Source organism: Oligoflexia bacterium (assembly GCA_034439615.1).
Taxonomy (GTDB): Bacteria; Bdellovibrionota; Bdellovibrionia; order JABDDW01; family JABDDW01; genus JAWXAT01.
Genome location: JAWXAT010000052.1, coordinates 1 through 23,538, shown reverse-complemented (window position 1 = coordinate 23,538; position 23,538 = coordinate 1). Strand labels below are relative to the sequence as shown.

Genomic DNA, 23,538 nt, shown 5'->3' with positions numbered 1-23,538 from the left:
TGTTGTAGAGTTAGATTTTCTCCCATTCACGTAGCAGGCCTAATTGCATGATCCATTTATTAAGATAAATTTTATCAACCTCTGTACCTGCTAGTATTTCTCTAACATCTACAAGATATTTTTCAGAACCACCTTCTCTGTAAAAATCTAGTTTCTTGATGATGACATCTTCAGGTGTTGCAATATAGACTTCAAAATCAGGTGCCAATTTTACTAAATTTCGTCTGCTGAATTCTGAAGTTGAAAATGGAGTTTTTTTTCGAAGAACAATATTAATTTTTATTTCACTGGTTTGATGAATAAGATTAAATGTGCCTTGCCGAAGAACTTCATCTTTTAAAACTTCAAGTGGTGGGCAATAGTAGTCATCAATATGAAATAGTTTTTCAAACTCGTTGATCTGCGTGGGATTTATATGAACAACTAAATCAACATCGTTGGTAAACCTTGGACGACCATAATACATTGCGGCTAGTGAACCGACTAAAAAATAATCAACTTTAGCGGTTTCAAATCGATCCACAATATCTTTGAGAACCTCAAGTGGACCTACCAAGATTTGTTCTCAGACAGCTTACGAAAATAATCGATAGTTTTTTGATGCAGCTCAGATTCAGAAATACCAGGATTCAACTTTGCAAATCGTTCTTTTTTAATGATAAACGCGGCCTTGTACATTTCGTTAGCCGTCTCAAGATTTGTTTGTCTTTGTGGGGTAGTTCTCTATGATAATTTATTCATAACCATATTCCTATACCCGAGAATAACCATTTCAATAGTTTAATTGGTGATCCGGAGTGGACTCGAACCACTGACCTACGGCTTAGAAGGCCGTTGCTCTATCCAACTGAGCTACCGGACCAGATCGTACAAGCCTTTAATTTCATTAATAAATATACTACTTTTGCCCTTAAGGTAGGGTCAACCATTTTTAGCCCATTTGTACTTATATGTATAACTTTGTACAAAAAGATTGGGGGAAAATTGGGGGAAACTTTTTGGCCAACTGTGCGCGATAAAAGTGGTGACCCCGGCATGACTCGAACATGCGACCCACAGATTAGAAATCTGTTGCTCTATCCAACTGAGCTACGGGGCCATGTGGCATTTCCGGCAGGGTTTCACTCCCCTTTACTAGCCAAAATCATAGCCCAAAGGCGCACAACGCCCATTCTTCAACCCAAAAGCTTCTCATACCCCGTTTCCTCGGGCCAAGTCAATGTCGCCTATGGTGGCGCGTAGTCATAATTTGCCCTCGAAACTAACTTTGAAACTTAAACAACATTGATAAGGGGAAGTGTATGGCGCGATTGAATATTGAGGATGAATATTGGGGTGATAACCGCCGGGCGCAGTTAGCGATTAAACTTGGCTGTCAATTCAAGGCGGATGGTGTAATGACGAACGCTTGGAAACTGGCGCAGAAGTTCTGGTCTCTTGATAAAAAACTTATCCCTAAAAAACATTGGATTGAGGCGGGCATGCCTGATGCCGTCTTTGAGGTGAAGTTCGCCGATGACCGGGGTGACTATGTCTACGTTCGGGGAACGGAGGAGAAGTTCTCCTGGTATGTGGAACGACAGGAGGCGGCAAAAAAAGGAGGAGCAGCCAGTGCTAATAAGCGTTGGCCAAGCAAGCGTCAAGCAAAGGTTGACCAAACTGTAACCAAAAGTAACCAAAGCTTAAGCAAAAGTAAGCAAAGTGTAACCAAACGTAAGCAAACGCAACCCTCTTCCTCTTTCTCTTCTTCTTCCTCTACCTCTACCTCTTTCTCAAATTCTGCTTCTAGTAATTTAGCGCCGGGGGTTTCTGATGAAACCGCTCCGCCGCCTGAGTTACCAATTTCTTTGGAATTAGTTGAGGAGCCAAAGACAAAGGCAACGTGGTGTTCGTACAAAGAAGCCTACAGGACAAAATATGGAGAAGAACCTGTTTGGAACGCCAAGGTCGGAGGTCAACTCTCTCAGTTTGTTGACAGGCTTGGCCGAGAAGAATCGCCACAGGTCGCAGCTTTTTATTTAACCCATAGAGATTTTCAGTACGAGAAGAACTGTCATGGCGTGGGTCTGATGCTCAGTCATGCGGAGAAGCTTCGAACTGAATGGGCCACAGGGAGAAAAGTCAATTCCGTTTCAGCTAGGGCTAATGAGCGAATGGACAACAATGTTTCGGCACTCCAGGAGTACTGGCAGGAGAAACATGGGAGTGGGGCTTGAATTATGAAAAGCAGTTTTTCGAGAAGCTTACTGTGTTAGCCAAGGTTTGTAGTTTCGATCTTGATACGATGATTTTTAGAGCCTATGACAGCTACCTTGCGCCCTACGGCTATGAGAAAATCTGTCAGGCGCTTGAGAAAATATTTACTACTCGTCGCACGCGAGATCCATTTCCCTCGATCAAAGAAATTTTAGATCAAATTTTACCTCCAACTGATTTTGAATCTGAAGCTAGAGAGGCGGCGGGAAGAATTCTGCAAGCTGTGAATCGATTCGGTTGGGTGAATCCTACAGAGGCATGCAAGTTCATTGGCGAGCTTGGCTGGCGTGCGGTGGAGCGATATGGTGGCTGGAATAGTCTTTGTCACACGATGACCGTTCAAAACACACCGATAATCCAAGCGCAACTGCGAGATATTGCTTTGGCTTCGCTAAAAAGGGCAGCTGCCGGTCTTGATAATCAAGCGCCATTGTTAAACGCTCGTGATCGGAATTTGTTGAGTGAAACAAAAAAACTTATCGACGGCTCCGACGATGAAAATACTGGTCATGCAAAATCACGCGACCATCTGGAGCTGTTATGAATAAGGCAAATGGATTTGCAAAATTGATTTTAGATCCAGTTCTTTCGGTTGATAATTCCACTTTGACTTCGGGTTTGAAAGCGGCCTATGAAGAGATTGATCGTTTGGAGGCAGAGATAAAGCGACTAAGGCAAATTGAAGATGAGGTGCGACTTCGGGAAAAAATCCTTTATGCCGAATGCAATCAGCTGAGAGAAGTGGTCGAAAAGGCGCATGCGATTCTGGCGGAAAAGAAGGAAAAGGAACCTTTCAGATTCTTGAATGATTTAAAATAGTTGTGGGGTCGGCTAAACAGGTCTTGACTTAGACCGTAATACAGGTCTATACTTGAGTCTGAATTTAGATCCAAACATGAGGTGCTAATATGAAACCTATTCGAATTGCCAAAAATATTGTTGCTCTGGGAGATTTTAAAGTTCATGCCTCGCAGTTTTTACGTGAGCTTAAGGAATCCCATTGTCCTGTGGTTATTACTCAAAACGGAAAACCCGCTGCTGTTCTAGTTACACCTGAAGAATTCGATTCTTTAAATGAACGTGGCCGGTTTATTGAAGCTGTTCAAGAAGGCTTGGCCGATGTAAAAGCTGGTCGAGTTTTTAGCCACCAGGAAGTTATGGGTGAATTAAAAGCTAAATATGGAACTAAAAAGAAAAAATGAAGATAATTTGGTCTGCACGTTCTCGCGAGGATCTTGATTTAATTGCTGCGTTTATTGCAAAAGACAATCCTGCTGGTGCCGAGCAGTGGATTTTAAAAATTGAAAAGAAGACTGAGCAGGCTGCTTCCCATCCCTTTGCTGGGAGAATCGTTCCAGAGTTTGAAGAAAAAAAGATTCGCGAGGTATTGTTAAAATCCTACCGAATTGTTTACCAAGTTTATTCGAAGCACATCGAAATTCTTACTGTATTTGAAGGTCATCGCTTGTTGGTGACCGCAAATGATGAAGCCGCAGAAGACAGCGAAGAATCCTAATTTCACCTTTCTCCAACATTAGGGCATCAATGAGCAGGTGCGGGCCTCATGGCGTTTACCCTATGCTTTAGGGAGAATGAGAATCCGCTATGCAAATGTCATTGAGTTTGACCCATCTCTTGAGCCCGCCGATGCGCTTGAGGAATATTTCTTAGAGCTCATCAATAACGGTGTCCCTGATCACATCGTTGAAGCCTTAAGAATCCACGGGCGCGTGATCCACACATATTTAAGCGACCTCGGAATGGCAACCGCAAGCTATGAGGTTGTCCGTGATTGAAGTTTCCTTTGATACCGCAAAACTAAAAGACCTATTACAGGCTAAGGCCGTCACGGTTATTAAGAAGGCGAGTGTTCACGCGATCAACACCACCATGATTTCACTTAGAACACGCGTGAAGAAGCGCCTGAGTGATGAGCTCGGCCTTAAACAAAAAGATATTTCAAAGCGATTAAATGTTGTTAAGGCCACGCAGACAAGGGCGGTCGGAACCCTTCGCATATTTGATAAGGGCTTTCCCCTTGTGCAGTTCACACCACGAAAGGTGACCATTCAAACATCACGCGGCCCGCGAAAGGGCGTGTCTGTACTCATTGGTGGGGTAAGGCAGGTCGTGCCCACGGGATTCTTAATCACACTTAAGTCTGGCAAAAAAGGAATCTTTGAGCGTGTGGGTAATGAACGCCTGCCCATTCGTCAGCTGTTTTCTAGTGCGCTTGAGGAGCAGCTTAAAAAAGGCAGCCTACTCACTGAGCTCAATGACTACATGCTTGACGGTTTTAGAAAGAATTTTGAAAGAGACTTTGAATTTTACTCTAAGCGCGAAGGGGTAAGGGCCACGGGTCCTTCCTCGGCTTAATGAAATACGGGTGGGGAGCGCCCGGCATTTTTCTAGTGACAGGGAAAATTTTGGGTAGCCAGTAGCCACCCTATAAAATGAGGCAAAGTGGAATCAGTAGAACTACCAAAGAAATTTGAAGTCTGGGAAATTGAAAAGCTAAAACCTTATCAGAAAAATCCCCGTACGCATTCTGAAGATCAAATAAAACAAATTGCAAATTCGATTGAAGAGTTTGGATTTACAAATCCAATCCTAGTTGACTCGCAAGCCGGAATCATCGCGGGTCACGGAAGATTGATGGCTGCGAATATTCTCGGCATGAAAGAAGTTCCAGTTATTGTTTTAGATCATCTCACTCCTTCTCAAAAACGTGCCTACATCATTGCAGACAATCGCCTCGCTTTAAATTCTGGGTGGGATGACACTTTACTATCAGAAGAATTAAAAGCTCTTGAGCTTGATGGATTTGATTTATCGGTTTTGGGATTTCAAGATTCGGAACTCGATGAACTTCTTGACGGGGAAGAAGATACGGGAGCCGACGGTACAAGTGAAAACGAAGTGCCAGAGGTTCCAAAAATTCCTAAAACAAAACTAGGACAAGTTTTTAAGCTTGGAGATCACCGTCTTCTTTGTGGCGATTCTACAAACATGAGTCACGTTCATAATCTTATGGGTGGAGAAAAAACTGACCTTGTATTTACTGATCCTCCATATGGGATGAGTTATGGCGGGGGAAGGCAGCCTGGGAATCATGTCCTTGATAAAAATGGGATTGTGAAAATCAAAGCTCACGGCATGATTCTTAATGACGATAAAGTGGGCGCTGATCTAATAAAACTTGTTCAAGAGGCCATTCAGTGTGGTGTTACCTTTAAAAAACCAAGTGCTGGGGTGTACGTTTGTTTTACCTGGCGCACATTTTCGGAATTTGAAAAGGCCCTGATTAAAAGTTCCCTTAAACCAAAAGCCTGCATTGTTTGGAATAAAAAATCTATTGGCCTTGGGATGTCTCACTATAGGCCCCAGCATGAATTTATATTTTATTGTGACGGTGAGTGGCTTGGGGGAAAAGACGAATCAGATGTTTGGGAGATGAGCCGAGGGAATACGTCAGAGTATGTTCATCCGACACAAAAACCAGTGGAACTTATCGAGCGCGCCATTAGAAATAGCTGTAAAAGAGATGGTATTGTTTTAGATCTTTTCGGTGGTTCGGGTTCAACGCTTATCGCCGCTGAGAAGACAAAACGTAAAGCAAGGCTCATGGAGCTTGATCCCAAGTATTGCGACGTGATTATTGCTCGGTGGGAAAAATTCACGGGCCAAAAGGCGGTGCTTCTAATGCCAGGTAAAACGGTGCCTGCGCCTCTTGTTAAAAAAAAGAAATAATTAAATGAAGCTCTTAGGTGTAAGGGAGTATGCCAGGCACAGAGGGGTGACCCACCAGGCGGTTCAAAAAGCGATTCAGATGGGTAGAATTTCTGCCACAAAAGATAAAGACGGAAATCCTAAAATTAATCCGATAACGGCTGATAAAGAATGGGAACAAACAACTGACCCCTCAAAGCAAAGAAATAATGAGGGCGAGGATTCCTCGTCAAGTCAAAGTTATCTCAAAGCGCGTGCTGTTAGAGAGACATATCAAGCAAGAATTGCAAAACTAGAGTTTGAAGAAAAAACCGGAAAACTTATTGATGCCGAGAAGGTGAAGCTTGAGGCATTTGAAGTTGCTCGAATTGTCAGGGATGCTCTTTTAAATATTCCAAATCGAATTTCAAATGAGCTTGCCGGGGAACCAGACCCCGTCAAGGTTCATAAGCTTTTAAGTCAAGAAATCACACGGGCTCTTGAGGAATTAGTGCGTGCAAACAGACGATAAGCAGATTTATTCTGAATTATTTTGGGAAGGCTTTACTCCTGATCCAATATTGACTGTTTCAGAGTGGGCTGACACTCATCGCATTTTATCTCAAAAGTCATCTTCAGAACCAGGCCAGTGGCGAACAAGTCGCACTCCGTATTTAAAAGAAATCATGGATTGCCTCTCATCATCGTCAATGGTTGAAGAGGTTGTTTTTATTAAGGGCGCTCAAATTGGGGGGACAGAAGCAGGAAACAACTGGATGGGCTATATTATGGATCATGCCCCTGGTCCTATGATGGCCGTACAACCAACAGTAGAGCTTGCAAAGAGAAATTCAAAGCAGCGTATTGCTCCTCTGATTGAAGAATCTCCAAGACTGAAAGGTAAAGTTAAGGAGGCTCGTTCAAGAGATTCCGGTAACACCATTTTAGAAAAAGATTTTCCTGGCGGGAGACTGGTTATGACGGGAGCAAACTCTGCTGTGGGTTTAAGGTCAATGCCAGTTAGATATTTATTTTTAGACGAGGTGGATGCTTATCCAGGGGATGTGGATGGTGAAGGTGAGCCTGTAGAATTGGCCAGAGCTCGTACTCGAAGCTTTGCTAGGAAAAAAGTTTTCTTAGTTTCAACTCCGACACTGTCGGGCCGGAGCCGCATCGAAGCTGCCTACGATGCCAGTGATAAAAGGCGTTACTTTGTGCCTTGTCCCTATTGCAATGAATTCCAATTTCTAAAATGGTCACAGATCAAATGGCCTGATAATGAGCCAGAAAAAGTTGTCTATATTTGTGAGCATTGTGAAAAGGATATTGAAGAACACCACAAAACCCAAATGTTTTTAAAAGGCGAGTGGCGAGCAGAAACCCCTGGCGTGAGATCGGGCAGGGTTGCAGGTTTTCACATTAATTCTCTATATAGCCCTCTGGGGTGGTTTTCCTGGCGAGAGGCTGTGGAGCTTTGGCAAAAATCCCAAAGTAAACCTGAAATGCTAAAAGGTTTTATTAACACCGTTCTTGGGGAAACTTGGAAAGATAAAGGCGACGCTCCTGATTGGCAGAGGCTTTATGATAGGCGTGAAACTTATGCCATCAATAAAATCCCCGCTCCTGGTATTTTTCTTACTGCAGGTGTCGACGTTCAAAAAGATAGACTTGAGGTTGAAGTCGTCGCGTGGGGAAAGGACAAACAATCGTGGTCTATCGATTATCGAGTAATCTCTGGCGATAGTGCAACTGAACTTCCTTGGAAAGAACTTGATAAAATTCTTATGGAAGAATGGCTCCATGAATCGGGGCATTACTCATTAAAAATTCAAATGCTTGCGGTAGATTCAGGCTTTAACACCCAACACGTCTATAACTGGGCAAGAAAGCATCCCATGAATCGGGTTATGGCTGTGAAAGGGATAGATGGCGCGGCCCTTATGGTGGGCCAACCTAGTACGGTGGATGTCACTGTTCTCGGGAGAAAGATAAAGCGTGGCTTTAGAGTTTGGCCCGTAGGTTCAAGTATTGTCAAAAATGAGCTTTATTCTTGGTTGAGGCTTGATCGACCTGTTGATGACGGCGGTGAATTCCCGCCAGGGTTTTGTCATTTTCCGCAATATGGTGATGAGTTTTTCAAACAATTAACGGGTGAGCAGCTCGTTGTTAAAATTATCCGTGGCTATCGAAAATATGAGTGGGAAAAAATCAGAGATAGAAACGAAGCCTTAGATTGCAGGGTGTACGCACGAGCTGCGGCCAATGCTTTTGGGATGGATCGGTTTAGTGAATCTCAGTGGAATGAAATTTTAAGTAAATACGTTCAAATAAAAAATCTCAAGCAGGGTAACAATGAGCAGGTCAATCCGGTTTCCAAAAAGAAAAGTTCTTTCTGGTAGAACTCTCAAATTTTATCCACTAAAGACTAGGGCACTAATGAGCAATTGAAATATTTTTCAAATATTCCGCAAAATAGGAAGAAAGAAACATATTTCAAAGGAAAAATGTGTCCTACACGTCTGACCAGCTTACAGCACTTGAACTTGCCATTTCTCAAGGGGCATTGAGAGTTAAGTACGCTGATAAAGAAGTCATCTATCGATCCTTGGACGAAATGCTCAGGATCAGAGATCTCATGCGAAAAGACCTAGGCGTTATCAAGTCCGGCGAGGGAAACAGATTTTACATGACAACCTCTAAGGGGACGGATGGCTAATTTTCTCGATAAAGCCATAAGTTTTGTTAGTCCCACAGTCGGTGTGAGGCGAGCGAGAGCCAGGCTTTTAGAAAAAACCTTATCTGATTTCTCAAAAAGAAAATATGAAGGGGCCACTTCAAGTCACAGGACTGGCGGCTGGCTTACTTCTAACACTTCGGCCAATGCAGAAACACATGGCATTTTACCGCGCCTTCGAGACAGATCGCGAGACCTTGTTAGAAATAATCCCTATGCTTCGCGTGCCATTCAAATAATTTCAGCCAACACCATTGGCACAGGTATTATCCCAAATGCAAAAAGTAAAAACCAAAATCAGTCTTTAAAAATATCGGGGCTTTGGAAGAAATGGGCAGAAACAACAGAGTGTGATGCTGACGGAGTGAATGATTTCTACGGACTTCAAACACTTGTGATGAGGACCATCGCTGAGAGCGGAGAAGTTCTTGTCAGACGCAGACGACGATTCTCGCAAGACAAAACGACAGTCCCATTTCAACTCCAAATTTTAGAGCCTGATTTTATCGATACATTCCGTGAAGGAAAAATATCGAATTCTGGAAATTATATTATTCAAGGCATCGAGTTTGATGTGTTGGGGAGGCGTGTTGCTTATTATTTATATAAGGAGCATCCGGGAAACAATGCTCTGGTTACAAGTTTTGGCCTTCAATCATCCCGTGTTGATGCTTCTGAAATTCTTCATCTCTATAGGGTAGATAGGCCCGGTCAAGTGAGAGGCGTTCCTTGGAGCGCCCCCATTATGCTTAAATTAAGGGACTTTGACGAATTTGAAGATGCTCAGATTGTCAGGCAAAAAATTGCGGCCTGCTTTGCGGCATTTATAAGAGATATTGAAACACCCGTTGATTTGACTTCGGCTCAAACAAGTTTAGGGGATAAAATTGAACCTGGTGCTATTGAAGCTCTTCCACCTGGGAAAGACATAACCTTTCCCAACCCTCCACAGCTTTCCGATTACGCGCAATTCTCTAGCATTACCCTTCACGCTATAGCGATTGGTTTTGGAATCCCCTATGAAGCACTTACTGGTGATTTGTCTCAGGTGAATTTTTCATCTGGAAGAATGGGCTGGCTTGAATTTCAGCGAAATATTGAACAATGGCGTTGGAACCTAATCATCCCGAGGTTTTGTGACCCCATATGGCAGTGGTTTTTAGAGGCAGCAAGCCTTTTAGGGAATGACATAACGGGCATTGTTGCCACATGGACTCCACCTAGGCGGGAGATGATTGATCCCGCAAAAGAGGTCTCTGCTACAAGGGATGCCATCCGCTCAGGTCTTCTCACGCAAAGCGAGGCCATTCGTCAGCAGGGATATGACCCTGAGCAACAATTTGAGGAAATGAACCAGGACAATCAGCGTTTAGATTCCTTGGGACTTATTCTTGATTCTGATCCTCGTAAAACTTCACAAGCTGGCGGCCCGATTAACGTTGCAGCCGCCGCCGCCGGAGGAGCATAAATGATTAACCGTAAAACTCAAATTCCAAAAATGCAATTGAGGGCTGATTTTCAACCATCAACGATTGATGAAAAAAATAAATCAGTAGAGGTGGTCTGGAGTACCGGGGCTCCCGTTAAAAGATGTCCTTTTTTCTCAGACCCGTTTTTTGAAACCCTATCGCTTGATCCCAAAAATGTAAGGCTTGAAAGACTTAACAGCGGAGCTGCTCCCTTCCTAGCGGTGCATGATCAGTATTCTTTGGATTCTGTGCTTGGAGTTGTTCAAAAAGCGTGGCTTCAAAACTCTGAAGGCAGAGCGCTGGTGAGATTTTCTGACAGGGAAGATGTTCAAAGTATTTTTAATGATGTGAAAAACGGAATCCTGAAAAACATTTCTGTTGGTTATGCCGTTTATAAATACGAGCGCCAACCTCAAGGGGATAACGAATCAATTCCCACATATCTCGCCACAGATTGGGAGCCGATGGAAATTTCCCTTGTTCCCGTAGGAGCAGACAGCGGAGCAGGTCTAAGGGCTAAAGAAAATGAAATCAACGAGTGCATTTTTATCAACGAAATTGAAAAAACTCTTACGGAGGTAAGGAAAATGGAAAAAGAAACTAAGGTTGAGAATCAAATCGATAAGCCCACACCTGAAAATCAGGTCAGGGCTGAAACCCCGCCAAATCTTGAGAAATTAAAATCAGAAGCCATCGATGTTGAACGAAAACGAGTGAGTGAAATTCTAAAGTCCACAAGGACTGCAAAATTAGAAGAGGATTTTGCCCATAAGCTCATTGAAACCGGCGTTACGGTTGAGAAGGCCCGCGAGCTTATCATTGACGAGTGGGCTAAAAAAGAAGAAGCCGTCCAAACCAGAAGTCAGGTCAAAGTTGAGGTGGGTGGGGATCAAACCCGCGAGGCCAGAATGGAAGGGGCAGAGCAATTTCTTCTTCACAGATTTAAACCCCAAGAATTTAAGCTCTCTGAAAAAGGTATGGAATTTCGGGGCATGAGCCTGATGGAAATTGCTCGGGTTTTTTGTGAAGCAAGCGGGGTTAGAACTCGTGGGCTTACAAAAATGGAGCTCTCAAGTCGTGCGCTTCATTCCACCTCTGATTTTCCAAATGTGTTGGCCAATATTGCAAATAAAACCCTAAGACAAGCCTATGAATCAGCGCCCAAAACATATGTCCCAATCGTGAGAGAGGCTGATCTTCCAGATTTTAAACAAGTCTCTCGTGTGTCGCTAGGTGGAGCACCGGCTCTTGAGCTTGTTGGAGAAGATGGGGAAGTAAAAAGGGGTACCATTGGTGAGGGTGCTGAGAAATATCAACTAGCAAGTTATGCCAAGATTGTTGGCATCACTCGTCAGGTGATTATTAACGATGACCTCGGAGCGTTCACCAGACTTCCCGAATTATTTGGGCGTGCCGCAGCTGATTTAGAAAGTGATTTGGTCTGGGCCATCTTGACAGCCAATGCTGCATTAAGTGACGCCATAGCCCTTTTCCATGCTAGCCACAATAATCTTGGAACAGCCGGATTTATCAGTGACACCACACTCACTGAGGCAAGAGCCAAGATGAGGCTCCAACAAGATCCAAATGGGAAGGTTTTAAATCTTTTGCCCGTGACCCTCATTGTGCCAGCGGCTCTTGAAACCACAGCAAGAAAGTTTCTTGCTCAAGAAATTCGTCCTACAAAAGCCGCAGACGCAAATCCCTTCTCAGGTCAGTTTGACAATTTGATTGTTGAGCCGAGGCTTGACGCAAATTCTTCAACTGCCTGGTACATCGCTGCCGCCACCGGCCAAATTGACATCGTGGAGCTGGGATATTTGAGCGGTCAACGCGGAGTTTATATGGAGACCAGAAATGGTTTTGATGTGGACGGCGTTGAAGTGAAGGCCCGTCTGGATGTGGCAGCAAAGGCCATTGATTATCGCGGGATCTTTAAGAACGTCGGAGCTTAATGTCTAAAGTTTACGAAATTAGTAGGAATTTTTTTGAAACATTTTAAAAGCGAGGTGATTTATGAAAAATTTTATTCAACTCGGAGAAACAGTCACTCTGGTTGCGCCCTACACAGTTGTTAGTGGCGCAGGTCTTCTTGTAGGTGCGGTTTTTGGGGTTGCATCTCTTGATGCCACTAGTGGTGCTGCTGTTGAGGCGGCACTTGAAGGAGTGTTTGATCTCCCAAAGGCATCAGGTGCCATTTCCCAAGGAGCAAAAGTTTATTGGGATAATTCGGCAAAAAATTTAACGACAACTAGTTCAAGCAACACCCTTGTCGGTGTGGCCGTTGTTGCAGCGTTAAGTGGTGATGCCTTGGTTCGAGTAAGACTTAACGGATCATTCTAAAAAATGGATTGGTCAAATGTTGAGGACTCTATCAACAAAATTGGGGTTAACACCTTTGGCGTGCTTTTTACTTACATGCCAAATGGTGGGAGCCCCTTTGTTGTTAGGGGTGTTTTTAAAAAAGAATTTGTCGAAGTGAATACTGGCCAAGGAATTGGGACGGCAAGCCTTCATCCAACATTGGGGATAAGGCTTTCTGATCTAGATGCAAAACCTACGTTCGGTGATCAAGTTCAAATAGGGACAGATTTATACAACATCATCGAATCTCAGGAAGACGGCGGAGGGGGAGCAATCCTTATCTTGCAAAAATGAGTCATAAACGTGCGGTCATCAGAGAATTTATAGTCAACGCTCTCAAAGGCCAAACAGGAGCTGGCCAGAATGTTTTTGGCAATAGGGCAAATCCCCTATGGGAGATTCCTCTCCCGGCGATTCTTGTTTATGCAAGAGAAGAACATTCAGAGCCAATTTCAGTGGCGACAAGTCCTTTGAAGCGAACGCTTTCGCTGGCAATTGAAGTGAGATGCCAAGCCTCAAGCAACCTTGATGACGCGCTCGATGACGTGGCTCTTGAAATTGAAAATGTCATAAATACTGACCCTCTATTAGGAGGAAACGTCATTGAGAGTATTTTAAACCAAACAGAAATTGAAATTTCCTCAGAGGGCGAAAAGCCCATAGGGGCCTTAAGGCTTACGTTTGAAGTGGTGTATCAGTTTTAAAGTGAAACAAAATATTTGAGGGGGAATAAAAATGGGATTATCAAATAAAAGTTCGGTGATGGCCATCATGCAAGAGACAACTGAAGGTGTGCCTGTAGTGCCAGCGGCCCCTGCAGATTTTATTGCCCTTCAAGATGGGTTTAGTTTAGAGCCAAGTTTTGCAAATCTTGAAAATAAAGAAATTAAGGCATCAATCGGGCCATCTAAAAGTATCATTGGCCTTGAGGAACCAAAGGCATCCATAAGTCACTACCTCAGACATTCAGGGGTTGAGGGTCAGGCTCCAAATTTTAAACAACTTTTGCGCGCTGTCTTTGGAAGCGAAGTTTTGGCAGGTACCCAGTACCCAACGGTTGCGGCCTCTACTGTTTCAGTTGTGAAAGTTGGATCTGGAATCGGTGCAAATTTTCAAAGGGGCCAGGCCCTTCTTATAAAAGACCCAGTCAATGGATATTCGATCCGTGTTGTTCAAAGCGTTTCAGGGGATGATATCACTTTAGGATTTAATTTATTAAACGCTCCAGGCACAGGAGTGGGTCTTGGAAAAGCTTGCCTCTATAAACCTTTAAATTCAGGACATCCAACACTTTCGATATGGAATTACAGAGCTAACGGCGGAGCAATAGAGCTCATCGCCGGGGTGCGTGTAACTGAAAGTAATTTTGACTTTGGCGCGGGTGATCTGATTAACGGAAGCTATTCCTTAGATGGCATTCAATACTTCTTTGATCCCATCGTTATCACCTCATCCACAAGTAAACTTGATTTTTTAGATAACGCGACAACCAGAGTCATAACTCTTGCGGTAAAAGTTTATAAGGATCCAGTTGATCTTGCTTCGGCTATCGAGACAGCCCTGAACAGTTTGGGGAGCGCAAATACTTTTACCTGCAGTTATTCTCACTCTACCGGGAAATTCACAGTCACAAGCACTGGATCCACATTAAGTCTTCTATGGAACACCGGTGCAAATACGGCAAATTCAATTGCCACAAAAATTGGATTTTCAACAGCTGCTGACAGTACGGGAGCTCTTACCTACACATCGGATAACCCACTAAATTTAGGTGCTCCGTACAGCCCAAGTTATGACAATGCTGACCCGCTTGCCGCCAAAGATAACGAGCTATTCATTGGGGACAACACCTCAACCGCCATGATCCACGCAAGCAAAGTCGGCTTTAAAATTGGAAATAGTAAAGCCTCTATAAAAGATGTGACAGCCGTAAGCGGAATCTCAGGCTCCATCATTAAAGACAGGAAAGTAACGGTGAGTGTCTCGGCCATCATGAACCAATATGACGCCGACAAATTTAAACGCTTAAGAGCAGGCGATAACACCCGGTTTCTTTATAACTTTGGAACCAAATCCGGCGGTAACTGGATCCCTGGAAAATGCGGGTGCCTGTATCTTCCGACAGCGGTGGTTACAAGTTTTAAGCCAGTGGATAACGATGGCCTTGTTTTTGTGGATTTTGATTTAGAGGCATATGTGGATTCAACGGGTGCCGGTGAAGTGTATTTGAATTTTGTTTAAACCAAAAAGGGGTAAAAAATGACTGATGAAAATAAATGGACTTTTGTTTGGCCGGTTCCAAAGGCGTTTAAAGATCGAGAAGGAATCGAAAGTCCTTCAAATCTCGCAGGTGAAATTCATCTTCTAAAGCCTACTCAAGTTGAAAAATTTCAATTCATTGAAGAGTGCGGCTATGACATCACGCCCGACGGAAAAGTTAAGCCCGGTGATAATAAATGGAAAACCATTATCAAGATGCTTGAGCTCTCAAAAAAACACTATGTGAAAGTCGATGTCACAAAGACCGATGGAACAAAATTGGAATCCTTTGATGACCTTCACCATGACCAGGACTGCAGCACATTAATGCTGATGGTTGCTGAAATTTTGATGAACGGATTTTCGCCAACAAAAAACTAGAAATCCTTATCAGGCAACAAGTGGCTGCGGCCTATAAGGAATTAAGCTTAGTGAATGAAGCAGCCCCACTTTTGATGGAATATAACATGCGTCTTCAGCTTTCAAAACTTGGGTATCGGTTTGATGGGCAAAGTCTTTCGAGCTTCAAGGCGCAGGCGTTTACAATTATTAGCTCTGAAATCTCGCGCCTTGAGGCCGAGAGTTTAAAGAAGAGATAAAATGGCAGGCTCTAATGAAGTCGAATTCATTATTAAGGCCAACACCCAGGCAGCTGAAAATGCCATAAAGAACTTTTCCCAAAATGCTACTCAAAGTTTCTCCTCCATTGAAAAAAGTATTGCCGTCATAGAGACAATTGCAAAGGCCGCTGTTGCCGTTCTTGTAGGACATGAACTTATCGAGGGGCTAAAAAGCATAACAGAGGCAGCTCAAAAACAAGAGCAAGCAGTAACGGCCTTAAATACTTCTCTAAAACTTGCTGGTGATTTTTCATCAGAAGCTAGTCAACACTTTCAAAACCTTGCAAAGAGTTTAGAGCACTCAACGGGCATTAATGACGATGTCATCCTAAAAAACGTCGCTCTTGCCAAAGCCTTTAATGTTTCAAATGCGGAAGCCGAAAAACTTGTCAAGGCGTCAGTTCAACTATCCACCGTATTTGGGATAAGTTTAGAGAGTGCGACAGAGCTTTTAGGTCGAACATTTGAAGGGCAATTAGGACGTCTGAATCGTCTTGTTCCTGCGACAGCAAAGTTGACCGCTGCTCAACTCCAAGCAGGTGCTGCCATTGACCTTGTGAATAGTAGGTTTTCAGGGGCCGCTGAAGCTGCGGCCAATACCTACGAGGGACGACTCAAAAAGGTCGGCAACGCTTTTGAAGATGTCGAAAAAGCGGCGGGCCGAATTATTACTCAAAACCCTGTGATTTTGAGGCTTCTAAAATTAACAGCAGATGGTTTTGAATTTCTAGAAAAAGCCATTATTAATAATTCGACTGCCATCACAAAATTTATCTCAAGTGGAATCATCTCGGCATTTGCAACCCTAGCGCCTGTCATTGATTTTATCCGCGTCACCATCGGAGGAATTGGTACAACAATTCGAGGTGTAGAGGTTGCTCTTCTTACCCTTCCCGATATTGTAATAAAGCTCTTATTTCTGCTTCAAAAATCCATTGGAGCCCTTATTAAATTGCCTGGAGAACTTGTTGAGCAAGTCATTCATGCCTTTGAGATTCTATCCAACACTGTTCTCGGAAAAAAAGTATTTCAAAAACTTGGAATCGACGTTGAAGATTTTAATCAAGGTTTAAAGAATGGCATCGATGCGATCCATAATTTCAATAACTCTATTGACACAAACCCTATTAGCCAAGGGTTAGAAAAAGTCCATAACGGTTTTGAAAACATTGTTCAAGGAACAAAAAATGCTTTCATCACGGTTGACGATAAGTTTTCAAAAATTTCAACTAAATCAAAAAGCCTAGCTGATTCAATCGCAGCGGTTGGCAAGGCCCAGGTAAAGGCCGCAAATGATGGATCCGCAGCTCTTGAAAATCAAATCAAGGTTATTGAAACCCTCACTAAAGCTCAAAGGGAGCAAGTTCTCGGAGCTTTATCGGCGAATCCCGTGGGTGGACTTTTTGGGCAGGTAGAAACCCCGAAAGGGACAACAAATTTAGATAAGGCTCTTGGAATTGCATCGGGTCTTGTTCAACAGATTGGCCAGGGTGCTCAAGGAGCGGTAAAACTTGTGGCCGCTGCGGGCGCTGCTGTTGCAGACTTCTTTTTACCAGGGGCTGGGTCAGTTGTTGGCCCTCTGCTGGAGCTTTTAGCAAAAGGCCCGGAGGAAGTTAAAAAGTTTGTCCAAGATTTTGCCAAAGCTCTCCCCCAAGTTATTTCAAATATTATAAAGGCCGCTCCTGCATTTGGAATAGAGCTCACAAGGCAAGTGCCAAATATTATCAGGGAGTTTGTAAAATCAATTCCTGACATCATCAATGCGCTAGTTGATGACATCCCCGATCTTATTTTTGCAATCATTGCTTCAATCCCTGAGATCATTGGAGCGTTAATCGAAAACATTCCAAAGATTATTGAAGCTCTCATAAAAGCCATTCCACGTTTGATTGGAAGATTCATCGAAGCCATTCCTCAAATTGTTGGTCAGTTCCTAACTGAATTTTTAAAAATCCCAGGCGAATTTTTGAAGAAACTCATCGAAGGACTAGCCGAGGGGATTAACCATATCTTTGGCGGTGGCGGTGAGAGCGGAGGTCTCTTTGGTCAGGGAGGATTTTTAGGCACAGGTCTTGGCAACGGATCTAAGGGTGTATTCGGCGGGGGAATAATTCCAGGTGTAGATATTTTACCCAACAGCATTCCCCTAATTGGAAGTCTTTTGAAAGGTGGCGGCGGTGGAAGCGTCACTCTCGTGGATAAAAATCAGCGGGATGCTCAACTCGCAGCTCTTGCAAGTCAAAGGCAAGTTGCCACTCAGCCACAGGTGCAATCGGATCAAACGCTCGTCGTTAATTTACGAATTTCAGAAAAAGACCTAGCTTCAACAATTTTGCAGCTTAATCGCCAGGGGTTTAGAACAGCATGAGTGTAAAAATCTTAGCTGAAAACCTAATTGATCCTGAAATTCTGGTGCAAGGCATTCCCTCAAGCGAGAATCCAAGCTTTCCAGCGGTGAATGTTTACAATAAAAAGCGCAGGTCAAAAGTTTGGAGAACTCAAGGGTTTTGGGAGATCACTTCTTTAAATAATAAACTTATTTTTAGAGAAACCACCACCGTTGATCTCACAGCCACCATAGCTGTGAGTAATTATGCTTCTACGGTCTTGTTAATGGCCGCCATCAAAGCGGCTCTTGAGGTAGCGGGAGCATCTGTTTACACGATCACGCAAGATTTGATTTCTAAGAAAATAAAAGTCACCTCTGACGGCTTGGGTGGTGGCGGGATTTTTGAATTAATTAATACAGATGTTCTTTCAACATTAGCGTCGGTGATTGGCTTTGACATAAGTACAGATAAGACAGGGGCTCTTACCTATACCGCCGATTTTTTAAAAATCCACACTAAGGAATTTTTAACTCTTGATCTAGGGATTTCCACAAACCCCCAGTGCTTTCTTCTTATTGGAAAAAGAAACGCTCCCATACAATTTAGCTCAAGCGCCACATTAAAACTTCAAGCAAATGCCACTGACGCTTGGACAAGCCCCACATTTGAAACCACTCTTACCTATAACGAAAAAACGATCCTTCTTATAAATCCGACGGGTCTCAGTCCAACACCTCTTAGGTATTGGAGGCTTTTAATTCAAGATTCTGCAAACCCCAATGGGTTTATTGAAATTGGAAGTTTATATCTTGGGAATTTTTATTCAACTCAGCGTGGTGCTGCTCAATTCCCCTTAAAATCATCGTTTGTTGATAGGTCAACATCGGTTATTTCAGAAGGTGGGCAAATTTTTTCAGGTGTAAGAGAAAAAACTCAAGAATTTTCTCTTGATTGGAATGGGCTCACATATTCTGAGCTTGAAGTCTTTAACGATATTTTTCAAAAGATGGGAACCTCCGTTCCCTTTTTTGTCATCCTTGATCCTGACGGAGCTTTTAGTAGCTCTCAGAATTTCTATTCTAGATATGTGAAATTTTCTAGCGATCCCAATTTCTTACTCGAATCTCCCAATAATTTTTCTTTTTCGATGCAGTTAAGGGAGGAGCTCTAAAATGGGGATAAGGGTGTTTGGGGAATGGCTAAAAACGGGGGATTTTACTGGTTCCCCGCAGGTCTTTTCCCCCGTTCTTTTTCATGATGAGGGGGTGGAGCCCTTTATTTTGAGGGGCTTAAAAACCTTTATGATCCTCTATAATGATCCGGTCTTTACCTCCCTTGAGATGAGGATTTATTCAGATAACGGTGGACGCCCTGGTGGTCTTGTCTACACGTCAACAAATGTTCAAATAAAATCAGCTATCACCACTCTTGCCAATGCCTTTAAGGAAATCTGGTTTGACTTTGATCAGCTTCCAGCTCTCCCAAGAGATGAAACTTTTTATTTTGTTTTGTGGGCCAATGGCTACACAGGAATTGAGACCTCTCATATCGCTTGGCAAAGGGCATGGCCAAATCCCATTCAACGAAGTTCGCATCTAAATTTAGACGGTAAATTTTTAAGCAGGTTCCCCTATCAGGTTGCCATTATTGGGGGTGACTTTTGACATATTCCGAAAACCTCCAAATCGAATCAAAAAAGACGCAGTTTTTGGTGGTGATGACGCCAAAAAAGAGGGTCATAGGGTGGAGCGCTTACGGGACGTTTGTGTATGTGGCTCCCTTTGCGACAGGATTTGTGACGGCTGTGAATTTAAAGAGCACCATTGGCCCTATCATTGCGACAAAGCTTTCAAGCATTCCCCTCTCGTCAGACATTTTTGGCTATTTTTACGATGATGAAAATAAGCTGCTCTACATCAATAACGGCGGCGATCTTGACCCTACAACTTCAGATGCCTTCATTGTTGCGGCCTATGAGCTCTACATCGCAACCACTGATGTTAACTGGCATAGGGATCCGCTTGATCCGGCGTCAAGGGTTGTGCCCTTTGAGCCGTATATTTTAAAGGCTCCCCAACTTCTTTCTTCAAGTTCTGATGTTTTATTTGGTGTTCTACCCGTTCACTCAACTTCTCTTGTTGCGACAAACACGGAGAATTTTTTTAACGAAATTCTTTTTGATCAAAGTTTTAGAAATGCTGAGTTTCGGATGTACCACTGGGTGGGAAAAATTTCCTCTCTAAATATCCAGCTTGTTTTCCGTGGTATTGGAAACAATGTCGTATTTGAAGACGATCAAGTGACGTTTAATTTATATGACCAGCTTGACGCCCTCAATGGTGAATTTAGAAATCAAAATCTCTATCCCGGAACTTTTAATAATCCACCCATTCAATTTTACGACGCTGGCATTGGCTCGGGGCCGGATCCTGCAGCGTTCGGGCGGCCCATAAGACAAGTATTAGGGAGAGTGGATGGGTTTATTCCCACAAGATTTTTCTTTTCTCCAAGTGGGCTTGGGCCAAATCCGAATAGATGGTTTTGTGTTGCCTGGGGGATTGCATCAAGTCCCACCACGGGAGGAGTTTTAAGAAATCCTGACATGAGTCAAACCAACACAAATACTGTGACCTTTTTTACGGATATTAGCGGCTTTAATGTAGGCGATACGATTTGGCTCCTAAGACTTGGAGGAGGTTCAACACAAGCCTATGCCGTTATTACTGCGGTTGACCCGATCAATTTATTTATTGAGCACTTAGGGGGTTGGAGTGACGGGAACCCCGTAAATCATTTTGCCAATATCATCGAGAGAAGTTTTGTCGGGAACGTCACGGTCGTTCAAGATAACATTAGCTACCAACTAAAATTTGTAAGGGACTATTTCGAATACACGCCCAGTCTTTCAGGCGGCATGCCTGGTAAGGGTTTTAGATTCACAAGTAATATGGAAGCCAATGTCGGCATGCCACGAGCCTTCTCCGCTACAGATCAAATTTTTTGTAGAGCCTACGGAAGACAGAATGAGGAAACAATTGCAGGTGTGCCTTTTGGATCTGACCAAAATTCTTTAGGGAATATGTCAAATGGCTGTGTCATTATCTACGCCCTTCTTAAGCAAGCTGGCATTCCTGAAGATGAAATCGATATCCCTACCTTTCAAACCCTAGCCTCAGATATTGGGGATCCGATAGGGATTGCAATCCCTGAAAACCAAGCAGACGCATTCCCCACCTACCGGGAAATTATTGAAAAAATCTGCCAAACACTTCTTTTAAAAATTTATGTCAACAGCGAAGCAAAATGGACGATTGCTCAAGTTAAACCTTTAACAGCAGCTAACCAAAATATCGATGACGTTGAAATTGGTGAAGGCTCCCTCCAGTATGAATTTGATTACACCGAAATGGCTTCAGATATTTTAGTTCAATATAATAAGCGTGAAGTCCCAATCGATATCAACAGACCTGAAGCCACATTTGACATTGCAACTGCTATCAGTGACGCCGCCCTTTATCTTCACGGGGTGAGTCGCCAAAAAAGTTTTGATTCCCTGCATGTGTTTGCAAGTGATGCACAAACTCTGGCTCAAAGGCTCTCTTTTATTTTTGGCGAACGAAGGGGCACTTTAAAATTTTCAAGTCCCATTAGATTTTTCTCAAGTCTTCTCTCTGATATTTTTGAAGTTTCAAGAACAAGGCTCCCTGGATTTCCATTTAATGCAGAAGAATTGAGAGTAAGAAATTTCTCAGTTAATGAAACAAACAAAGACCTTCGTGTCGTGGGGCTTATTTTAGACGACCAAAAAGGTATTGAAGATAACGCCGAGGGATGGTGATGGGAACAAGAGACTATCAATTCACGACTGGCCCAGAAACACCACTCCTACCTACGGCCACAGCTCCCACAGGGGCAGATGACTTTGTCACTTTAGGCTATGTGCAAGCTAACTTTATTCCCTCTGGCGGAGGCGGCGGAGAAAATCAAGGTACGATTGATGATGCGGCCTCTCTTACTGACCTTTCAGGGCTTCTCTTTGATAAGGATTTATATCGTCAAGTCAAAGTCGAATACACCATAGAGCGACGAAACGATACCTTTGGAAAACGTGTAGGTGGAATGCTTATGGCCTTCTATGAGCAAGTCTCTGACACCTGGATTGTTTCAAATCGAGATTACGGGGCAAATCCCGATGGCGAAGCATCTGGTGTTGATTTTTCAATAACTACACTTGGCCAAGTTCAATACGTCAGTGACGCGCTTGGCGGCCCAAACTACGTCGGAAAAATTCGTTATCAAATCATCAAACGCTTTGCCAAGGAGACATAACATGAAAACCATAGGTTTTTTATTAACCATTTTTCTTGTGATTCCTCCGGCTCTAGCTGATCGGTTTGAATCTGTGAAAATTGGCGATAGCACAGCCATTCAACCAAAAGCTCTTCTTGAGGTGAAATCTACAGTTAAAGGACTTCTTGGCCCTCGCATGAGTCAGGCCCAGCGAGATGCCATCTCCTCACCGCCAGCGGGATTAGAAATTTTCAACACCACCACAAATAAAAAGAATGTTTTTAATGGTACAGCTTGGGTGGAGCTCGCCTCAAACATAGAGGCAATGAATCTTTCAAATAAAATTTTAATTGATTCAACGACAAGTTTTGGAAATGTCTCTGACACCTCAAAACAATCAAAATGGTCTTTGGGAGGAGCAACGACGGGTAAAACCCTCACACTTTCCTCCAGCCACACTAATGATAGAACGCTTACACTCCCCGATGCGACTGACACCGTTGCTGCTTTAGGTGTTCAACAAACATTCACAAATAAAATCTTATCTGATTTATCGGTGAGCTTTGGAAATGATACAGATGCCACAAAGCAGGCCAAATGGAGTTTGGGAGGTGCAACTACTGCCAAAACTATTACTCTTTTATCAAATCACACCAATGATAGAACATTAACTTTTCCTGATGTGACAGACACTTTGGCAGTGATTTCAAGCCAACAAACTTTTTCAAATAAAATTCTTACAGATTCAAATGTTGTTTGGGGAAATATTTCAGACCTCACAAAGCAAGCAAAATGGTCTCTGGGCGGGGCAACTACGGCTAAGACTTTGACCCTTTTATCCAGTCATACTGACGACAGAACGATTACTATCCCAGACAGCACCGACACTATGGCTGTTCTTTCAACTCAGCAAACTTTTACGAATAAAATTTTCTCAGATAGCACAGTGGCCTGGGGAAATGTTGGTGATACCACAAAGCAAGCCAAATGGAGTTTAGGTGGAGCCACAACTGCAAAGACTTTAACTCTATCGTCAAGCCACACAAATGACAGAACGATAAATTTCCCAGATGTTCCGGGATTTTTTCATATCGTTTCAATAAGTACAATCTCATCAAACACAACCGCTACACCTGGAACAACTTATCTCGTCGATACTTCTGGCGGTGCCGTTACCGTAACTTTGCCTGCGGCCTCTCAAAATTTTTATTTCATTGTGAAGGATAAAGCAGGTTCGTTTTCAACGAATAACTGCACTATCGCAAGAGCTGGTACTGAAAAAATTGAAAATCTCTCAAGTAACAAAATTTTAAGCGGTGATTGGGGTGCCTACACCTTCATTTCAGACGGGACGGATTGGTTTGTTTTTTAAGGGAGGAAAGTCATGAGAATAATTTTTCTTTTATTTTTAACATTTCTTTTAAGCTTTAACGCCCATGCGGGCTCAAGAAAGGCGCGGAAAGTTTTTACCTCCGGCGGCACATGGACTGCGCCTAGTGGCGTTACCT

Annotated in this window: 26 protein-coding genes and 2 tRNA genes; 25 read left to right on the top strand and 3 right to left on the bottom strand. The window is 43.2% G+C overall.

Annotated elements, in window-relative coordinates; genetic code table 11:
• Positions 1–10: 10 nt before the first annotated feature.
• The 3 genes from SGI74_13020 to SGI74_13010 form a co-directional block, all read right to left on the bottom strand.
• The gene (locus tag SGI74_13020) at positions 11–556 is read right to left on the bottom strand and encodes a hypothetical protein (protein MDZ4678417.1); all 546 of its coding nucleotides are present in this window, start codon (positions 554–556) and stop codon (positions 11–13) included.
• A 229-nt stretch (positions 557–785) separates the two neighbouring features.
• Positions 786–862 (bottom strand) — tRNA-Arg (locus tag SGI74_13015).
• Between the two features lie 160 nt (positions 863–1,022).
• Positions 1,023–1,099 (bottom strand) — tRNA-Arg (locus tag SGI74_13010).
• Between the two features lie 202 nt (positions 1,100–1,301).
• On the opposite strand from SGI74_13010, the gene SGI74_13005 reads away from it, so the two are divergent.
• The 25 genes from SGI74_13005 to SGI74_12885 all read left to right on the top strand — a co-directional run bounded on the left by SGI74_13005 (position 1,302) and on the right by SGI74_12885 (position 23,402).
• Complete coding sequence (locus SGI74_13005) at positions 1,302–2,216, top strand: hypothetical protein (GenBank protein MDZ4678416.1); 915 nt, start codon at positions 1,302–1,304, stop codon at positions 2,214–2,216.
• Complete coding sequence (locus SGI74_13000; protein ID MDZ4678415.1) at positions 2,213–2,800, top strand: hypothetical protein; 588 nt, start codon at positions 2,213–2,215, stop codon at positions 2,798–2,800. Before SGI74_13005 ends, SGI74_13000 begins: the two co-directional genes overlap by 4 nt.
• On the top strand, positions 2,797–3,075 hold the full coding sequence (locus SGI74_12995) for a hypothetical protein (GenBank protein MDZ4678414.1): 279 nt from the start codon (positions 2,797–2,799) through the stop codon (positions 3,073–3,075). Before SGI74_13000 ends, SGI74_12995 begins: the two co-directional genes overlap by 4 nt.
• 89 nt (positions 3,076–3,164) lie before the next feature.
• Entirely contained in the window at positions 3,165–3,458 is a 294-nt protein-coding gene (locus SGI74_12990; GenBank protein MDZ4678413.1) for a type II toxin-antitoxin system prevent-host-death family antitoxin, read from the top strand.
• Complete coding sequence (locus SGI74_12985; GenBank protein ID MDZ4678412.1) at positions 3,455–3,772, top strand: type II toxin-antitoxin system RelE/ParE family toxin; 318 nt, start codon at positions 3,455–3,457, stop codon at positions 3,770–3,772. The genes SGI74_12990 and SGI74_12985 overlap by 4 nt, the downstream gene beginning before the upstream one ends.
• Before the next feature lie 76 nt (positions 3,773–3,848).
• The gene (locus SGI74_12980) at positions 3,849–4,052 is read left to right on the top strand and encodes a hypothetical protein (protein ID MDZ4678411.1); all 204 of its coding nucleotides are present in this window, start codon (positions 3,849–3,851) and stop codon (positions 4,050–4,052) included.
• On the top strand, positions 4,045–4,632 hold the full coding sequence (locus tag SGI74_12975; GenBank protein MDZ4678410.1) for a phage tail protein: 588 nt from the start codon (positions 4,045–4,047) through the stop codon (positions 4,630–4,632). The genes SGI74_12980 and SGI74_12975 overlap by 8 nt, the downstream gene beginning before the upstream one ends.
• A gap of 87 nt (positions 4,633–4,719) precedes the next feature.
• Positions 4,720–6,006 (top strand): site-specific DNA-methyltransferase, encoded by a 1,287-nt coding sequence (locus tag SGI74_12970; protein MDZ4678409.1) that lies wholly within the window; start codon positions 4,720–4,722, stop codon positions 6,004–6,006.
• A 79-nt stretch (positions 6,007–6,085) separates the two neighbouring features.
• The gene (locus SGI74_12965) at positions 6,086–6,496 is read left to right on the top strand and encodes a hypothetical protein (GenBank protein MDZ4678408.1); all 411 of its coding nucleotides are present in this window, start codon (positions 6,086–6,088) and stop codon (positions 6,494–6,496) included.
• Positions 6,480–8,363: a phage terminase large subunit family protein gene (locus SGI74_12960; GenBank protein MDZ4678407.1), complete on the top strand. Its 1,884-nt coding sequence runs from the start codon at positions 6,480–6,482 to the stop codon at positions 8,361–8,363. The genes SGI74_12965 and SGI74_12960 overlap by 17 nt, the downstream gene beginning before the upstream one ends.
• A gap of 107 nt (positions 8,364–8,470) precedes the next feature.
• Positions 8,471–8,680 (top strand): hypothetical protein, encoded by a 210-nt coding sequence (locus SGI74_12955; GenBank protein ID MDZ4678406.1) that lies wholly within the window; start codon positions 8,471–8,473, stop codon positions 8,678–8,680.
• Positions 8,673–10,166, top strand: a complete 1,494-nt coding sequence (locus SGI74_12950) for a phage portal protein (GenBank protein ID MDZ4678405.1) — start codon at positions 8,673–8,675, stop codon at positions 10,164–10,166. Before SGI74_12955 ends, SGI74_12950 begins: the two co-directional genes overlap by 8 nt.
• A complete protein-coding gene (locus SGI74_12945) occupies positions 10,167–12,122 on the top strand; it encodes a Mu-like prophage major head subunit gpT family protein (protein ID MDZ4678404.1) in 1,956 nt (651 codons plus the stop codon).
• A 61-nt stretch (positions 12,123–12,183) separates the two neighbouring features.
• Positions 12,184–12,510, top strand: a complete 327-nt coding sequence (locus SGI74_12940; protein MDZ4678403.1) for a DUF2190 family protein — start codon at positions 12,184–12,186, stop codon at positions 12,508–12,510.
• A gap of 3 nt (positions 12,511–12,513) precedes the next feature.
• A complete protein-coding gene (locus SGI74_12935) occupies positions 12,514–12,825 on the top strand; it encodes a hypothetical protein (protein MDZ4678402.1) in 312 nt (103 codons plus the stop codon).
• Complete coding sequence (locus tag SGI74_12930) at positions 12,822–13,235, top strand: hypothetical protein (protein MDZ4678401.1); 414 nt, start codon at positions 12,822–12,824, stop codon at positions 13,233–13,235. The genes SGI74_12935 and SGI74_12930 overlap by 4 nt, the downstream gene beginning before the upstream one ends.
• Before the next feature lie 31 nt (positions 13,236–13,266).
• Positions 13,267–14,772: a hypothetical protein gene (locus SGI74_12925; GenBank protein MDZ4678400.1), complete on the top strand. Its 1,506-nt coding sequence runs from the start codon at positions 13,267–13,269 to the stop codon at positions 14,770–14,772.
• Positions 14,773–14,790: 18 nt separating this feature from the next.
• Complete coding sequence (locus SGI74_12920) at positions 14,791–15,171, top strand: hypothetical protein (GenBank protein ID MDZ4678399.1); 381 nt, start codon at positions 14,791–14,793, stop codon at positions 15,169–15,171.
• Between the two features lie 50 nt (positions 15,172–15,221).
• Positions 15,222–15,389 carry a hypothetical protein gene (locus tag SGI74_12915; protein MDZ4678398.1) on the top strand — a complete coding sequence of 56 codons (168 nt, stop codon included), beginning with the start codon at positions 15,222–15,224 and terminating at the stop codon, positions 15,387–15,389.
• A gap of 1 nt (position 15,390) precedes the next feature.
• On the top strand, positions 15,391–17,778 hold the full coding sequence (locus SGI74_12910; protein ID MDZ4678397.1) for a hypothetical protein: 2,388 nt from the start codon (positions 15,391–15,393) through the stop codon (positions 17,776–17,778).
• The gene (locus tag SGI74_12905; protein MDZ4678396.1) at positions 17,775–18,911 is read left to right on the top strand and encodes a hypothetical protein; all 1,137 of its coding nucleotides are present in this window, start codon (positions 17,775–17,777) and stop codon (positions 18,909–18,911) included. Before SGI74_12910 ends, SGI74_12905 begins: the two co-directional genes overlap by 4 nt.
• A gap of 1 nt (position 18,912) precedes the next feature.
• Positions 18,913–19,404, top strand: coding sequence for a hypothetical protein (locus SGI74_12900; protein MDZ4678395.1), 492 nt, complete (start codon positions 18,913–18,915; stop codon positions 19,402–19,404).
• Positions 19,401–21,578 carry a hypothetical protein gene (locus SGI74_12895; GenBank protein ID MDZ4678394.1) on the top strand — a complete coding sequence of 726 codons (2,178 nt, stop codon included), beginning with the start codon at positions 19,401–19,403 and terminating at the stop codon, positions 21,576–21,578. Before SGI74_12900 ends, SGI74_12895 begins: the two co-directional genes overlap by 4 nt.
• Entirely contained in the window at positions 21,578–22,069 is a 492-nt protein-coding gene (locus SGI74_12890; protein MDZ4678393.1) for a hypothetical protein, read from the top strand. The genes SGI74_12895 and SGI74_12890 overlap by 1 nt, the downstream gene beginning before the upstream one ends.
• 1 nt (position 22,070) lies before the next feature.
• Complete coding sequence (locus SGI74_12885; protein MDZ4678392.1) at positions 22,071–23,402, top strand: hypothetical protein; 1,332 nt, start codon at positions 22,071–22,073, stop codon at positions 23,400–23,402.
• The last annotated feature ends 136 nt before the right edge of the window (positions 23,403–23,538 follow it).

Excerpts from the sequence above, each read along its gene's own strand:
- SGI74_13005 (MDZ4678416.1), top strand. The coding sequence starts at position 1,302 with ATGGCGCGATTGAATATTGAGGATGAATATTGGGGTGATAACCGCCGG.
- SGI74_12995 (MDZ4678414.1), top strand. The coding sequence starts at position 2,797 with ATGAATAAGGCAAATGGATTTGCAAAATTGATTTTAGATCCAGTTCTT.
- SGI74_12990 (MDZ4678413.1), top strand. The coding sequence starts at position 3,165 with ATGAAACCTATTCGAATTGCCAAAAATATTGTTGCTCTGGGAGATTTT.
- SGI74_12985 (MDZ4678412.1), top strand. The coding sequence starts at position 3,455 with ATGAAGATAATTTGGTCTGCACGTTCTCGCGAGGATCTTGATTTAATT.
- SGI74_12980 (MDZ4678411.1), top strand. The coding sequence starts at position 3,849 with ATGAGAATCCGCTATGCAAATGTCATTGAGTTTGACCCATCTCTTGAG.
- SGI74_12965 (MDZ4678408.1), top strand. The coding sequence starts at position 6,086 with ATGGGTAGAATTTCTGCCACAAAAGATAAAGACGGAAATCCTAAAATT.
- SGI74_12950 (MDZ4678405.1), top strand. The coding sequence starts at position 8,673 with ATGGCTAATTTTCTCGATAAAGCCATAAGTTTTGTTAGTCCCACAGTC.
- SGI74_12945 (MDZ4678404.1), top strand. The coding sequence starts at position 10,167 with ATGATTAACCGTAAAACTCAAATTCCAAAAATGCAATTGAGGGCTGAT.
- SGI74_12940 (MDZ4678403.1), top strand. The coding sequence starts at position 12,184 with ATGAAAAATTTTATTCAACTCGGAGAAACAGTCACTCTGGTTGCGCCC.
- SGI74_12935 (MDZ4678402.1), top strand. The coding sequence starts at position 12,514 with ATGGATTGGTCAAATGTTGAGGACTCTATCAACAAAATTGGGGTTAAC.
- SGI74_12930 (MDZ4678401.1), top strand. The coding sequence starts at position 12,822 with ATGAGTCATAAACGTGCGGTCATCAGAGAATTTATAGTCAACGCTCTC.
- SGI74_12925 (MDZ4678400.1), top strand. The coding sequence starts at position 13,267 with ATGGGATTATCAAATAAAAGTTCGGTGATGGCCATCATGCAAGAGACA.
- SGI74_12920 (MDZ4678399.1), top strand. The coding sequence starts at position 14,791 with ATGACTGATGAAAATAAATGGACTTTTGTTTGGCCGGTTCCAAAGGCG.
- SGI74_12910 (MDZ4678397.1), top strand. The coding sequence starts at position 15,391 with ATGGCAGGCTCTAATGAAGTCGAATTCATTATTAAGGCCAACACCCAG.
- SGI74_12905 (MDZ4678396.1), top strand. The coding sequence starts at position 17,775 with ATGAGTGTAAAAATCTTAGCTGAAAACCTAATTGATCCTGAAATTCTG.
- SGI74_12900 (MDZ4678395.1), top strand. The coding sequence starts at position 18,913 with ATGGGGATAAGGGTGTTTGGGGAATGGCTAAAAACGGGGGATTTTACT.
- SGI74_12890 (MDZ4678393.1), top strand. The coding sequence starts at position 21,578 with ATGGGAACAAGAGACTATCAATTCACGACTGGCCCAGAAACACCACTC.
- SGI74_12885 (MDZ4678392.1), top strand. The coding sequence starts at position 22,071 with ATGAAAACCATAGGTTTTTTATTAACCATTTTTCTTGTGATTCCTCCG.